This is a genomic window from Streptomyces sp. NPDC102467, assembly GCF_044765445.1.
Taxonomy (GTDB): Bacteria; Actinomycetota; Actinomycetes; order Streptomycetales; family Streptomycetaceae; genus Streptomyces.
Genome location: NZ_JBIWKA010000005.1, coordinates 210,791 through 224,174, shown reverse-complemented (window position 1 = coordinate 224,174; position 13,384 = coordinate 210,791). Strand labels below are relative to the sequence as shown.

At 71.5% G+C, this 13,384-nt stretch carries 12 protein-coding genes; 7 read left to right on the top strand and 5 right to left on the bottom strand.

All coding sequences use genetic code 11. The features are described 5' to 3' along the window. Positions 1-5: 5 nt before the first annotated feature. The 3 genes from ACIREE_RS12100 to ACIREE_RS12090 all read right to left on the bottom strand — a co-directional run bounded on the left by ACIREE_RS12100 (position 6) and on the right by ACIREE_RS12090 (position 2,214). Complete coding sequence (locus tag ACIREE_RS12100; protein ID WP_404150003.1) at positions 6-1,079, bottom strand: LLM class flavin-dependent oxidoreductase; 1,074 nt, start codon at positions 1,077-1,079, stop codon at positions 6-8. Continuing rightward, entirely contained in the window at positions 1,079-1,597 is a 519-nt protein-coding gene (locus ACIREE_RS12095) for an SRPBCC family protein (RefSeq protein ID WP_404150484.1), read from the bottom strand. The genes ACIREE_RS12100 and ACIREE_RS12095 overlap by 1 nt, the downstream gene beginning before the upstream one ends. Before the next feature lie 116 nt (positions 1,598-1,713). Further along, on the bottom strand, positions 1,714-2,214 hold the full coding sequence (locus tag ACIREE_RS12090; RefSeq protein ID WP_404150000.1) for a winged helix-turn-helix transcriptional regulator: 501 nt from the start codon (positions 2,212-2,214) through the stop codon (positions 1,714-1,716). Between the two features lie 169 nt (positions 2,215-2,383). On the opposite strand from ACIREE_RS12090, the gene ACIREE_RS12085 reads away from it, so the two are divergent. Continuing rightward, complete coding sequence (locus tag ACIREE_RS12085) at positions 2,384-3,241, top strand: AAA family ATPase (RefSeq protein ID WP_404150482.1); 858 nt, start codon at positions 2,384-2,386, stop codon at positions 3,239-3,241. Beyond that, entirely contained in the window at positions 3,238-4,590 is a 1,353-nt protein-coding gene (locus tag ACIREE_RS12080; RefSeq protein ID WP_404149997.1) for a VWA domain-containing protein, read from the top strand. The genes ACIREE_RS12085 and ACIREE_RS12080 overlap by 4 nt, the downstream gene beginning before the upstream one ends. Here the strand turns inward: ACIREE_RS12080 and ACIREE_RS12075 are convergent. After that, positions 4,587-5,852, bottom strand: coding sequence for an amidohydrolase (locus ACIREE_RS12075; RefSeq protein ID WP_404149994.1), 1,266 nt, complete (start codon positions 5,850-5,852; stop codon positions 4,587-4,589). The genes ACIREE_RS12080 and ACIREE_RS12075 overlap by 4 nt on opposite strands. A gap of 265 nt (positions 5,853-6,117) precedes the next feature. Here ACIREE_RS12075 and ACIREE_RS12070 point away from each other — a divergent pair, with 265 nt between their 5' ends. Then, complete coding sequence (locus ACIREE_RS12070) at positions 6,118-6,606, top strand: two-component system response regulator (protein ID WP_404149991.1); 489 nt, start codon at positions 6,118-6,120, stop codon at positions 6,604-6,606. Between the two features lie 28 nt (positions 6,607-6,634). Here the strand turns inward: ACIREE_RS12070 and ACIREE_RS12065 are convergent, their stop codons facing one another. Next, on the bottom strand, positions 6,635-7,702 hold the full coding sequence (locus ACIREE_RS12065; protein ID WP_404149988.1) for a chitinase: 1,068 nt from the start codon (positions 7,700-7,702) through the stop codon (positions 6,635-6,637). Between the two features lie 274 nt (positions 7,703-7,976). Here ACIREE_RS12065 and ACIREE_RS12060 point away from each other — a divergent pair, with 274 nt between their 5' ends. The 4 genes from ACIREE_RS12060 (at position 7,977) to ACIREE_RS12045 (ending at position 13,198) form a co-directional block, all read left to right on the top strand. Then, positions 7,977-9,308 (top strand): uracil-xanthine permease family protein, encoded by a 1,332-nt coding sequence (locus tag ACIREE_RS12060; protein ID WP_404149985.1) that lies wholly within the window; start codon positions 7,977-7,979, stop codon positions 9,306-9,308. Continuing rightward, a complete protein-coding gene (locus ACIREE_RS12055) occupies positions 9,305-10,630 on the top strand; it encodes an amidohydrolase family protein (RefSeq protein WP_404149982.1) in 1,326 nt (441 codons plus the stop codon). Before ACIREE_RS12060 ends, ACIREE_RS12055 begins: the two co-directional genes overlap by 4 nt. Positions 10,631-10,859: 229 nt before the next feature. Beyond that, on the top strand, positions 10,860-11,846 hold the full coding sequence (locus tag ACIREE_RS12050; protein WP_404149980.1) for an isopenicillin N synthase family dioxygenase: 987 nt from the start codon (positions 10,860-10,862) through the stop codon (positions 11,844-11,846). A gap of 26 nt (positions 11,847-11,872) precedes the next feature. After that, positions 11,873-13,198 carry a nucleobase:cation symporter-2 family protein gene (locus ACIREE_RS12045; protein ID WP_404149977.1) on the top strand — a complete coding sequence of 442 codons (1,326 nt, stop codon included), beginning with the start codon at positions 11,873-11,875 and terminating at the stop codon, positions 13,196-13,198. The last annotated feature ends 186 nt before the right edge of the window (positions 13,199-13,384 follow it).

Below are 13,384 nucleotides of genomic sequence, written 5' to 3'. Positions count from 1 at the left end.
CCCACTCACCCGGCAGCCCGGGCCGCGCCCTCCTTTTCCACGTCCCGTACGAGTTCGATGGCTCGTCCGAGCGTCGTCAGGCGGGCGGCCAACGTGTCGCCCGCCGGGTAGAGGCGGACCGTGTCGACGCCCGCGTCCCGCCACACCTCCAGGCGGGCCCGCACCATGGGCTCGGTGCCGATGAGGGTCGTCGCCAGGACCATGTCGTCGGTGACAAGGGCGGTGGCTCCGTCCCGGTCACCGGACTGCCAGCGCTCCCGCACGGCGGCGGCGACATCGGCCCAACCCTGCCTGCTGTAGGCCTGGTTGTAGAAGTTGGTCGAGGCGGATCCCATGCCGCCGAGGCTGAAGGCGAGCTCCTTCTTGCGGCTCGCGACGATGGTGCGCAGCGACTCCTCGTCCTCCGCGAAGTTCACTTCGGCGCCCTGACAGATGTCGAGGTCGGCGCGGGTACGGCCGGCCGCGGCGAGCCCTGCGTCGAGGTGGTCGAAGTAGGCCTCCTTGGCCCCCTCGGGCACGAAACTGGTGCCGAGCCAGCCGTCGGCCACCTCACCGGTCAGCCGGAGCATCTTCGGTGACAACGTGGCCAGGTGGATGGGCAGTTCGTGCTCCGCGCGCATCGACAGCCTCATGGGCTTCGCGTCGCCGCCGGGCAGCGGAAGCGTGAACTCCCGCCCCTCATAGGCGAGTTTTTCGCCCGCCACTGCCATCCGGACGATCTCCACCGTCTCCCGCATCCGTGCCAGCGGCCGGGCGAACGGCACCCCGTGCAGCCCTTCGATCACCTGCGGCCCGGACGGGCCGAGGCCCAGCAGGAAGCGGCCCTCGGAGAGGTTGGACAGGGTGATCGCGGCGCGGGCGATGGCGGCCGGCGTGCGGGTGGCGAGCTGGATGATGCCGGAGCCGAGCAGCATCCGTTCGGTGCGCGCAGCCAAGTAGCCGAGTGCGGAAGGCGCTTCGGAGCCCCAGGCCTCGGCCACCCAGCAGATGTCCATGCCGAGCTTCTCGGCCTCGGTCACGAAGTCGACCGTCTCGCGCCAGTTCCCGCCCGACGCCTCGATCGTCGTCGACGTACGCATCACAGTGCCGCCTCCTCGGCCAGGGCCTTCAGGGCGTCGAGGGTCGTGCCCATGTTCCGCTCGAACTCCCGCAGCCGTACGAAGACGATCTTCTGCTCCTTCTCCGGCATCCGGTCGATGGCCGCGGAGAGCCCGGAGCGGCCGGGGCCGAGCCGCATCCACTGGGTCAGGTCCGTGGCCCCGTCGTCCCGCGCGTCGAGAGTGAACCGCCATACGGCGCTGGGGTGTTGGAGGTCCGACACCGCCCAGGCGAACACCCGTGGGGCGGCGCACTCGACGACGTACGACGTGGTCTCCCACGAGCCGAAGGCCTCGTGCCGGTTGTGGCCGACGAACCGCGCGCCGACCGCCGGGCCCGTCGCCTCCCCCAGCCACTGGACCGACTGCAGCTCGTCGCTGAGGCGTGGCATCAGGCCGATGTCCGTCACCAGCTCCCACACCCGCCGCGGCGGCGCCTCGATCCTGCGCCGCACCTCGACGGTCGGGGTGTCCGCGTACCGCGCGCCCGTCCACTCCATCGTGGCCACCTCTCTTCTGTCCGGCTCTGACCTCGAGAGTTTCGTAGATGGACTCACTACGTCAAGAGGGTCACCCCCTTGTACTGGCCGGTACTGGGCGAGTGCGGGGCTGCGGCTCAGCGGGCGAAGCGCTCGCGGATGTCGGGCCGCTCCGCGAGCCGCTTCGGGAAACCGGGGCCCATCCGTGGGCGCGTGTCGTCGGCCGTCATCGGCTCACCGCACTCCGCGCACACGACCGCTGCCTCGGCGGCGTGATGTCCGCAGCGGTCGTGCTCGAAGACGACGGGCGCGCCCGCCTCGCCGGACAGCCAGCGGTTGCCCCAGGCGTTCATGGCGGCGAGCACCCCGAAGAAGTCACGGCCCATTTCGGTGAGGACGTAGTCGTGGCGCACCGGCTCGCTCTGGTAGGCGCGCTTCTCCATCAGCCCCGCGTCGACGAGCCGGCGCAACCGCTCGGCGAGCGTGGTGCGGGCGATGCCGAGCTCCTGTTGAAAGCCGTCGAAACGGGTGATCCCGTAGAACGCCTCGCGCAGCACGAGCGGTGTCCACCAGTCACCGAGGAGATCCATGGTGCGGGCGATGGAGCAGGGCCAGTCGGCAAAGGAAGTACGCCTCATGCCGTCAGGATACGGAGGGCGCGCCAGTGGGTCCGTGTACGAGACTCAGCAGACGGCCGCGGGTGGTCGGCGGGACGTGACGTTCGCCATGAACCGCGACGGGCGGTTGTGGCCACCGCGGGGAGCTGATCAGCTGGAGCATCCGCAACACATCGAGCCGGAGGCCCCGTTGTTCCGTTCCGTGGACGATGTCACCGCACGCCTGGCCGAGACCGGTTATCTGGCCTCGCCCGCGGTCGCGACCACCGTGTTCCTGGCGGCCAGGCTCGGCAAGCCGCTGCTCGTGGAGGGCCCGGCCGGTGTCGGCAAGACAGAGCTCGCGAAGGCCGTCGCCGCGATCAGCGACGCGCGCCTGATCCGCCTCCAGTGCTACGAGGGCGTCGACGAGTCACGCGCGCTGTACGAGTGGAACCACGCCAAGCAACTGCTGCGCATCACGGCGGGCCGCGACGAGTCGTGGGACCAGACGCGCACGGACATCTTCAGCGAGGAGTTCCTGCTGTCGCGCCCGCTCCTCGCCGCGATCCGCGGTGAGGACGCGAAGGTCCTGCTCATCGACGAGATGGACAAGGCGGACGTGGAGGTGGAGGGGCTGCTGCTCGAAGTACTCTCCGACTTCCAGGTCACGGTGCCGGAGCTGGGGACGATCACCGCCACGCGCCGCCCCTTCGTCGTCCTCACCTCGAACGCGAGCCGTGAACTGTCGGAGGCCCTGCGCCGCCGCTGCCTGTTCCTCCACATCGGCTTCCCCGAGGAGGAGTTGGAGAAGCGGATCGTCGCGCTGAAGGTGCCGGAGCTCGACGTGGTCCTCGCCGAGTCCCTGGTCCGGGTGGTGGGCGCGCTGCGCGCGATGGACCTGCGCAAGGTGCCGTCGGTGGCGGAGACGGTCGACTGGGCGCGCACGCTGCTCGCACTCGGCGCGGACCGCCTGGACGAGGAGGTCGTACGGCAGTCCCTCGGTGTCGTCCTCAAGCACCAGGAGGACGTGCTGACGGCCACCGCCAAGCTCGATCTGGACGCGGTGTGAGCACGCCGTCGGTCGCGGACCGGGTGACGTCGCTGGTCCGGGGCTTGCGCACGCACGGCATCCGGATCGGTACGGGCGAGAGCGTGGACGCGGCACGGGCCGTGGCGGCGCTCGGCCTCGACCACCGCGAGCACCTGCGCGAAGGGCTCGCCGCGGCGCTCCTGCACGACCAGGGCCAGCGCGCCGTCTTCGACCCGGTCTTCGACCTGTACTTCCCGCGCGGGGTCGGGGCGCCGTCCCGGCCGGACGGCGCGTTCGACCGGGACGGGCTGCGCGAGCGGCTCGCCGAGGCCCTGGCCGCGGGCGACCGTGCGGCGATGGCACGCCTGGCCGCCGAGGCCGTCGACGCGCTCGGCGGGTACGACGCGGACGGCTTCTCGTCGATGCAGACCCTCGACCGGCTGCGCCCGCAGACCCTGCTCGCCGGGATCATGGCCGGCGGCCAGGGCGGAGGCGGCGGGTCGGGCGCGTTCACCGACCGCATCGAGGCCGACGAGGTCCGGCGGCGTATCGAGGAGTTCCGTGAGCAGGTGCGCTCCGAGGCGCGCCGCCGGGTCGCCGAGCGGCGCGGCACGGACGAGATGGCGCGCCGTATCCCGGTGCAGACCCCGGACCGCACCGACTTCCTCTACGCCGGCAAGGACCAGCTCGCCGCATTGCGCAGGACCGTGCATCCGCTGGCCCGCAAGCTGGCGACGCGTCTCGCGGCCCGTCGGCGCAGGGCCGCGCGCGGCCATATCGACCTGCGCCGGACGCTGCGCGGCTCGCTGTCCACGGGCGGCGTCCCGATGCGCCCGGTGCTGCGCAAGCGCCGCCCGGCCCGGCCCGAACTCGTCCTGCTCTGCGATGTGTCGGGCTCGGTCGCGGGGTTCGCCGACTTCACGATGCTGCTGGTGCAGGCGCTGCACGACGAGTTCAGCAAGGTCCGGGTGTTCGCCTTCGTCAACAGGACCGACGAGGTCACCGACCTGATCGCCCGCGGCACCGCCGACCCGGAGGGACTCGGCGACCGCATCACCACCGGAGCGACGGTCACCGGCTGGCACGGCAGCAGCGACTACGGCAGCGCCCTCGGTGAGTTCGTCGAACGGTACGAGGCCGCCGTCGGACCCCGCACCTCGGTGTTCGTCCTGGGTGACGCCCGCACCAACCAGCTGGACCCGAACGTGGCGGCCCTGCGCCGCATCGCCCGCTCGGCCCGCCGCGTCCACTGGCTCAACCCCGAGCCCCGCTCCCTGTGGGACACGGGCGACTCGGCGGCCGGGGCGTACGCGGACGTCGTGGCGATGCACGAGTGCCGTACCGCTCGCCAACTGAGCGCGCTGGTGGGGCGGTTGCTGCCGGTCTAGGCCGCTGATGCGGAGGCGTCGAGCCAGGTGAGGGCCGCGACCACGAGGGCTTCGACGCCCGTGCTCAGCGTCGGTTCGACGAGCGGCGCGAAATGGGGCGAATGGTTGCTCGGCAGGTCGTCGAGGCGGCCTTCCTCCAGCGCCTTGACCACCGTCCGCGTGTCGAGTCCGCCCCAGAACCAGAAGACGGTGGGCACCCCGAGCGCCTCGCCGAACACGCCGACATCCTCGCTCGCGTTGACCTGCGGCATCTGCATCAGGCGGTCCTGCCCGAAGTGTGCGGCGAACGCGGCCACCGTGGCCCGGGTGCTCTCGGGGTCGCTCACGAGGGCGGGCGCGCTGGGGAGCCACTCCAGGGTCGGCTCGGCGACGGCCGCGCTCGCCTGCGACTCCGCGCGTACGACGCGCTCGACGGCCGCGCGCACCAGTGTGCGGATCTGCGGCGTGTACGTGCGGATGTTGATGCCGAGTTCGGCCGTGGCCGGAATGATGTTGTCCTTCATGCCGGCCTGCAGACGGCCGACGGTGACCACGGCCGTCTCGGCGGGAGGCACCTCACGGCTGACGATGCCCTGCAGTCGTGTGACGACGTTCGCGGCCATCAGCACCGGGTCCACGGACGCCTCCGGGCGCGAGCCGTGTGCGCCGCGGCCGTGCAGGGTGACGCTGAGCCGGTCCGCGGCCGCCATGACCGGGCCGCTGCCGAAGCCGACGACACCGGCAGGCAGCGGGCCGACGTGCTGGCCCAGCACGATCTCCGGCTTGGGGAAGCGCTCGAAGAGGCCGGCCTCGACCATGTCACGGGCGCCGCACGCGAGCTCCTCGGCGGGCTGGAACACGACGAGCAGCGTCCCCGACCACTGCTCGCGCGCCTGGGCGAGCAGGGCCGCGGCGCCGACCAGGCAGGCCGCGTGCATGTCGTGCCCGCAGGCGTGCATGACGGGAACGTCGCGGCCTTCGTCGTCGACGCCGCGGGCCCGGCTCGCGTACGGCAGGTCCGTCTGCTCCTCGACGGGCAGCGCGTCGATGTCCGCGCGGAGCATGACGACCGGTCCTTCACCGTTGCGCAGCACCCCGGCCACGCCGGTGCCGCCGATCTTCTCGGCCACCTCGTCGAAGCCCGCGGCGCGCAGCCGCCGGGCGAGCAGATCCGCCGTCCGGGTCTCCTGGAGCGACAGTTCCGGGTGCTGGTGCAGGTCCCGGTAGAGGGCGGCCAGGTCGTCCTTCATCGCGGCCAGCCCGGCCGTCACCGTCTGTTTCATGCTCCAGCCTCCTCGTGCGCCGATGGGGGCACGCTACTCCCGTGATGATCATGTCGCCAGCGTCGCCGGAGGGGCCTCGGGGGCCGCCGCTCACCGGGACGGGGCCATCCGGCCCCTGGTGCGGCACGGCCGGAACACTCCATCGTTGGGGGGAAGACTCTTGCCGCACCCCGTACCTGTCAACCACCTGCCAACCCACGCAGCACCAGCAAGGAGTCGGCCGCGGCATGCATCCGACGGTCTGCCCTGCACGCTGGCAGATCCCGTGACGCAGCCCACCAAGGACGGTGCCATGCCGACGGAACTCACGGTTCTTCTCGTGGACAACCACGAGGAATCGCTCTTCGCCCTGGAAGGCGCTCTGGCGCCTCTCGGCTGCCCCACCGCACGGGCGCAGAGCGGCGACGAGGCGCTCAAGGCGGTGCTGCGCGGCAGGATCGACCTGATCATCCTGGATGTCGTCATGCCGGAAATGACCGGGCTCGACGTGGCCCGGCACCTGCACCGCCTCGACCAGACCGCCGACATCCCCGTGCTCCTGCTGACAGGCCTGTTCCGGCACGCCCAATTCGCCGTGGAGGCCTACGAGTTGAACGTGACGGACATCATCACCAAGCCTCTCGACCCCTGGCTGCTGCGCGTCAAGGTCGCCTCCCATCTCCGCTACCTGCGCCGCATCCGGGCCCTGCAGGCCGAACTCGCACGGCAGTCGACGGCGGCCGGGAACGGCGGGCCGATGGTCGAGGGCCGGTGACCGCGGCGCGGCCGCGCCGTCGGTGCGGTCAGCGCTTCTGGAGGCCCTTCACGTTGTTCCCGAAGGTCCAGCTCTTCGACCCGTCCCAGTTGATCGACCAGGTCATCAGCCCTTTGAGGCCGCCGCTGTACGTGTTCCATGCCTGCGCGACCTGACTGGTCGTCATGTAGCCGCCACCCGCACCTGGTTGGGAGGGCAGGCCCGGGACCTGCTTGTCGTAGGGGACCTTGATGGTGGTGCCCTGGACGACGAGGCCCTTGTTCAGACAGGCGGTCTGAGCGGTGAAGCCCTGGACCGTACCGGCCTCGTAGGAATCGCCGGAGCAGCCGTACATGCTGCCGTTGTAGTACTGCATGTTGAGCCACCACAGGCGGCCGTTGTCCGCGTACTTCTTGATGACGGGCAGATACGCGCCCCAGATCGATCCGTACGTGACGCTGCCGCCGGTGACGTACGCGGTCTCCGGAGCCATCGTCAGGCCGAACCCAGTGGGCATCTGGGCGAGGATGCCGTCGATGATACGGATCAAGTTGGCTTGTGAAGCGGAGAGTTGGCCGATGTTGCCGCTGCCGGTGAGGCCCGTCTCGATGTCGATGTCGATGCCGTCGAAGTTGTACTTCTTCAGGATCGGGACGATCGTCGCGACGAAGCGGTCGGCGACAGCGGTGGAGTTGAGGTCGATACCGGCCGCCGCGCCGCCGATGGACATGAGGATCGTCTGGCCGGCGCTCTTGGCCTGACACATCTCGGCCGGGGTCGCGACCTTCACGTTCGCGTCCATGCCGTTCTCCCACAGCGCGGTGCCGTCGGAGCGGATCACGGGAAAGGCCGCGTTGATCACGTTGTACCCGTGCTGGGCGATTGCGGGGTCGGTGATCGGGGTCCAGCCGAAGGGCGGATGCACGCCGTTGGACGCTCCGTCCCAGTTCTCCCAGTACCCCTGGAGAACCTTTCCGGCCGGTTTCGACTTGGTCGCGCAGGTGTCGGCGTCGGGAGCGGCGGGCGCCGCCGGGGCCGCGACCAGCACGGTGGACAGGGCGGCGGCCGCCGCGAGGGCGGCACCGAGAAGACGGGAGGTACGACTGCGACGGGACATGGGGCCTCCGCAGGATCGCCAAGCGAGGTGGGTTGGCGTGAACACGACGCACGCTAGAGAGGTCCAGACCTTTCGTCAATAGGTCTGTACCAATAAGGGAGAGGCGCCGTCTCCACCGGGTTCCGCGGCGGAATCGTGGCGGCAACGCGCGCGAAACAGCTCGTCCCTACGGTCGCCCGTACACCGGTCATGGCTGCAACGGCCGGTGTGCGCGGCGGCGTTCACCGCTCCGGCGCTAACCAGCCGTCTTCCACCTAGCTTTCAGGGAGGAACGATGGCTGTGGTCACCCCTGCCGTCGCGCCCGCGCCGGGCCCGCACCCCGTCGACGCCCGGCCACCGCTGCGCCGCCTGGTGCCGCTGAGCCTGCAGCATCTGCTCGTCGCGTACGCGGGCCTGGCGACGATGCCGCTCCTCGTGGGCACCGCGCTGCATCTGCCCGAGGACCGCGTACGGCTGCTCATCAGCGCCAATCTGCTGGTGAGCGGGCTCGCCACGCTCCTTCAGTCGCTGGGTGCGAAGTGGCTGGGCGCGCGGCTGCCGATCGTGATGGGGTCGACGTTCACCGCCATCACGCCCGCCGTCCTGATCGGCGCGGAGCACGGGCTCGCCGCCGTGTTCGGGGCGACGATCGTGTCCGGCCTGGTCACCGTGGCCGTCGCGCCCTGGTTCGGCCGGTGGCTGCATCTGTTTCCGCCGCTGGTCACCGGGACCGTCATCGCCGTCATCGGGTTCTCGCTGGTGCCGTCCGCGGCCGGCCTCGTCACCGGCGGCTCCGGGGCCGGCGGCGGCCGGGGCCTCGCCCTGGCCGCGGTGACGGTGCTGCTCGTCGTGCTGGTGGAACGCCTCGCGCCGCCCGCGCTCGCCCGGTTCTCGGTGCTCGTCGCGATGGGCGTGGGAACCGTACTCGCCGTGCCGCTCGGTCTGTTCGACGGTTCGGGCGTCGCGGAGGCGCGCGCGGTGACGGCGCCGGACCCGACCGCCTTCGGAGCGCCCACGTTTGTCGTCCCGGCGATCGCGGCGATGCTCGTCGTGCAGCTCGTGAACATGGTCGAGTCGGTCGGCGACACCCTCGCCGTCGGGCAGATCGTGGGGCGCGGCGACGACGCGCCCACGGTCGTGCGGGCGCTGCGCGCGGACGGCATCGCGACCGTGGTGTCGGGGATGTTCGCCTCCTTCCCCGTCGTGACGTTCGGGCAGTCGGTGGGCCTGGTGAGCGTGACACGGGTGCGCAGCCGTCATGTCGTGGCGCTGTCCGGCCTGCTGATGGTGGTGCTCGCGTTCGTCCCGGTGCTCGGCGCGGCCGTCGCCGCCGTGCCGGGTCCGGTCCTCGGCGGGGTCTCGCTCGTCATGTTCGGCATGGTCGGCGCGGTCGGCCTACGCATCCTGGCCCGCGCCGACCTCACCGACTCCCGCTCCCTGCTGACCGCGGCCCTCGCCTTCGGGCTCGGGATGATCCCGGTCGGCGCCCCGGACTTCTACGCGCCGCTCCCCTCCTCCCTCCGCACGGTCCTGGACAGCGGCATCGCCGTCACGGGGATCGTCGCCTTCGCCCTGAACCTGCTGTTCCACCACGCGCCCCGCACCCGGAAGGACCCCGCCCGATGACGACGCCCGACATCGACACGATCACCGACGTCACCGTCTACAGCGAGGGCCGCTGGCACCCGGGCACGGACGTCCACCTGGCCGACGGCCGGATCAGCGCCGTCGTCCCGGCGGGTCACCTCCCGCACGGGCGGCGTGTGCTGGACGGATCGCGCGGCCACCTGACACCCGGCCTGGTGAATACGCACACCCATCTCTTCCAGGCGGGCCTGCGCGGCATCGGCGAGGGCCTGCCGCTGCTCGCATGGCTCAGCGCCGTCGGCGAGGAGGCGGCGCTGCTCACCCCCGAGCGGGCCTATGCGACCGCGGCCGCCGCCGCGTGCGAAGCACTGCGCAGCGGTACCACCACCCTCGTCGAGCACATGTGGCCGCACCCCTCCCCCGCGGTGCACGACGCGATCCTGCGCGCGCTGCGCGACAGCGGCATACGGGCCGTGCTGTGCCGGGGCGTCGCCGACCGCGCCGACCGCGGCCGTAAGTGGGGCTTCGACCCGCGCCTGATGCAACCGCTGAAGGAAGCCCTCGCGCACACCGACGAGCTGATCGCGGCGGCGCGCGGCAGCCGCGTCGAGGTCGGCGTCGCCGTGCCCAACCCGCGCTGTCTGACGCCCGAGGGGATGACGGCCGTACGCGCCTACGCCGACGAGCGCGGGCTGCCCGTCTCGCTACACCTCCTGGAGACGACGACGGACGACGCGATGTGCCGGGAACACACCGGAGCGGGCGCCGTCGCCTATCTGGAGCGGGCCGGTTTCCTCTGGGACCGGCTGCTCGCGGTGCACTGCGTGGAACTGGACGCGGCCGGCCGCGCGACCCTCGCCCGGCACGGCGTCGGCGTGTCCTACAACCCGCTCAGCAACATGCGGCTCGGCAGCGGGATCGCGCCGGTGCCGGACATGCTGGCCGACGGGCTGCGGGTGGGGCTCGGCGTCGACGGCGCGGCCAGCAACGACACCCAGGACATGCTGGAGGCGCTGCGCATCGGCGCGTATCTGCAACGGGCGGCGCACCGCACGGCGGACCTCCTCGGCTTCCCGGAGATGTTCGCCCTCGCCACGAACGGCGCGAACCGGGTCCTCGGCCTGGAGGAGCGCCCGGCCGGAGTGCGGCCCGGGATGCAGGCGGACCTCGTCCTGCACCGCTTCGAACGGGACTACGCCTGCCTTCCCGTCCACGATCCGGGGGCCACGCTGCTGACGTGTGCGAGCAGCCGGACCGTGGCGGCGGTCGTCGTCGGCGGCGAAGTGCTGGTGCGCTACGGGGAGCATGTCCGGCTCCCCTCGGCGGAGTTGGCGGCAGGGCTCGGCTTTACGGCCGCGTAACACCGTGATGCCCGGCCGAAACACCTTCCGGGCAGGCTGAACGCATCGCGTACGGACCCCGCGCACACCACACGCCTGGGTCCGTGCCAGACCACGGCGCCGGACCCTCGAAGGGCCCGTCGCGACCGTGCCCGCGGGACGCCGAGTGTTCGGTGTGTCCGCGGTGGGGATCGCAGGGGCGGTGACTGCATCCCGGTAACCCACGATCGCTTCGAGGAGCGTCACCGCGATGACCGACACCACGTACAGCATGGCCGAGCTGGCCAAGGAGACCCGGATGGGCGGAGCCGGGACGGAGACCTCCGCCCGCGAGATCCGCCGGATCGACCTCAGCGACTTCGACGCCCGCAGGGCCGAGATCACCGAGGAACTGTGGGCGGCCGCCACCGACATCGGCTTCTTCCAGCTCGTGCACCACGGCATCGAACAGGCCCTGGTGGACAGGGCGTTCGCCGACGCCGAGCGGTTCTTCGCTCTGCCGGAGGAGACGAAAGCGCGGCACGGCCTGAAGAAGGGGCTCAACTCGGGCTGGGAGTCGATGACCCAGGTCCGTCCTTCGATCGGAACCCCGGACCAGAAGGAGTCGTACCAGCTGACCCGGCCGCACATGGACGGGCTGTGGCCGGACGACGCGCTGCCCGGATTCCGGGAGCGGTCGCTCGCGTTCGAGGCGCGGTGTCGGGAGCTGGCGATGCGGGTGCTTTCGTGCTTCGCGGACAAGCTGGGCCGGCCCGACGGGTTCTTCGCGCGCGCCCACGATCCGGCGAGCCCGCAGTACCAGTCGACGCTGCGCATGCTGCACTACTTCGCCGTGCCCGAGGACGCCGTCGTCCCGGCGGACGTCTGGCGGGCGGGCGCGCACACGGACTTCGACTGCCTGACGCTGCTGTTCCAGCGGGACGGGCAGGGCGGGTTGCAGGTGTGCCCGGGCAAGGAGGCCGAGGCGCAGGAGTGGACGCCGGTCGAGCCCGCGGACTCCGTGATCACCTGCAACATCGGGGACATGCTGATGCGGTGGAGCGACGACCGGCTGCCGTCGAACTTCCACCGGGTCAGGTCGCCGGGTCCCGACGACGACCGGTCGGCCCGGCACAGCATCGCGTTCTTCGCGCAGGCCGACCGTGACGTGGTGATCGAGGGCCCCGCGGGCCGCTATCCCCCGATCACGGCGGCCGACTACATCCAGCAGCGCATCGCCGCCAACTTCGCGCGCTGACTCCGGACGCTGGAAGGGTGATCGACGTGACGACGTCCACGAAGGGCGCGGGGTTCGGACGGCTCGCGGTGCTCGGTCTGCAGCATGTGCTCGTGATGTACACGGGGTGTGTGACCGTGCCGCTGGTGTTCGGCGCGGCGGCGGGTCTCGACGCCGCGACGGTCGCCGTGCTCATCAACGCCGATCTGCTCGTCGCGGGCGTCGTCACGGTGATCCAGGGCGCCGGGGTCGGTCGCATCCTGGGGGTGCGGATGCCGGTGATGGCGGGCGCCGCGTTCACCGCGGTGACGCCGATGATCCTGATCGCCGGGGAGTACGGGCTGCAGGCCGTATACGGGTCGATGCTGGCGGCCGGTGTCTTCGGCCTGCTGGTGGCCTATCCGTTCGCGAAGGCGGTGCGCTTCTTCCCGCCGCTGGTGAGCGGCGTGGTGATCACGGTGGTGGGGCTCGCCCTGATCGGGGTCGGGGTCAACCTGGTGGTGGGCAACGATCCGAAGGCCGCCGACTACGCGGCGCCGTCGCGGCTCGCGCTCGCCGCGTTCGTCGTGATCGTGATTCTGCTGGTGGCGCGCTTCGGGCGGGGCTTCCTCGCGCAGACCGGCGTGCTGCTCGGACTGCTGGCGGGCACGGCGGTCGCGGTGCCGCTCGGCCTGGTCGACCTCTCGGCCGCGCGGGCGGCGGACTGGATCGGGGTCAGCGCGCCGTTCCACTTCGGGGCGCCGCGGTTTCCCGCGGTCGCGGTCCTCTCGATGTGCGTGGTGATGCTGGTGCTGTTCGCCGAGTCGACGGCGGACCTCCTCGCGGTCGCGGAGCTGACCGGAAAGAAGCTGACGACCGCGGACATGGCGCGGGGCCTGGCTGCGGACGGCCTGTCGGGCGTCCTCGGCGGCGTCATGAACGCCTTCCTGGACACGGTGTTCGCGCAGAACGTCGGCCTGGTGACGATGACGAAGGTACGCAGCCGGCACGTCGCGACGGTCGCCGGCTGCATGCTTCTGGTACTCGGCCTGATCCCCAAACTGGGCGCGCTGGTCGCCGGGCTGCCCCAGCCCGTGGTCGGGGCCGCGGGGCTGGTGATGTTCGCGACGGTCGCCGCCGTCGGCATCGGCACCCTGCGCAAGGTGGAGTTCGACGGCACGCACAACCTGCTGATCGTGGCGGTGTCGATCGGCGCGGGCATGGCCCCGGAGGTCGCCCCCGACCTGTACACACGCTTGCCGGAGGGCGTGGGGATCGTACTCGGATCGCCGGTGACGAGCGCGACGCTGGCGGCGTTCGGGCTGAACCTGGCGTTCAACGGGAGACCGCGGGAACATGTACGCCTGCCGGAGCCCGTGAAGGTATCGGCCTAATACCTCACACGCCGCCGGCTCACCCGGGTCGTACTGCCGTCGACCGCGTCGCCGCGGTCCGCGGGAGCGCCCGGCCAGGGCACGGAGAGTGTCGAGGCCCGCCAGGCCCACCGCGCGGTGGGCCGCCGACGTCATCCGATCGGGCAGCCCGGGGAACATGTCCCAGGACGACGGAGTGCACCCCCG

Coding starts and splice junctions, on each gene's coding strand:
- ACIREE_RS12100 (WP_404150003.1), bottom strand. CDS start 1,079: ATGCGTACGTCGACGACGATCGAGGCGTCGGGCGGGAACTGGCGCGAG.
- ACIREE_RS12095 (WP_404150484.1), bottom strand. CDS start 1,597: ATGGAGTGGACGGGCGCGCGGTACGCGGACACCCCGACCGTCGAGGTG.
- ACIREE_RS12090 (WP_404150000.1), bottom strand. CDS start 2,214: ATGAGGCGTACTTCCTTTGCCGACTGGCCCTGCTCCATCGCCCGCACC.
- ACIREE_RS12075 (WP_404149994.1), bottom strand. CDS start 5,852: ATGAAACAGACGGTGACGGCCGGGCTGGCCGCGATGAAGGACGACCTG.
- ACIREE_RS12065 (WP_404149988.1), bottom strand. CDS start 7,702: ATGTCCCGTCGCAGTCGTACCTCCCGTCTTCTCGGTGCCGCCCTCGCG.
- ACIREE_RS12060 (WP_404149985.1), top strand. CDS start 7,977: ATGGCTGTGGTCACCCCTGCCGTCGCGCCCGCGCCGGGCCCGCACCCC.
- ACIREE_RS12055 (WP_404149982.1), top strand. CDS start 9,305: ATGACGACGCCCGACATCGACACGATCACCGACGTCACCGTCTACAGC.
- ACIREE_RS12050 (WP_404149980.1), top strand. CDS start 10,860: ATGACCGACACCACGTACAGCATGGCCGAGCTGGCCAAGGAGACCCGG.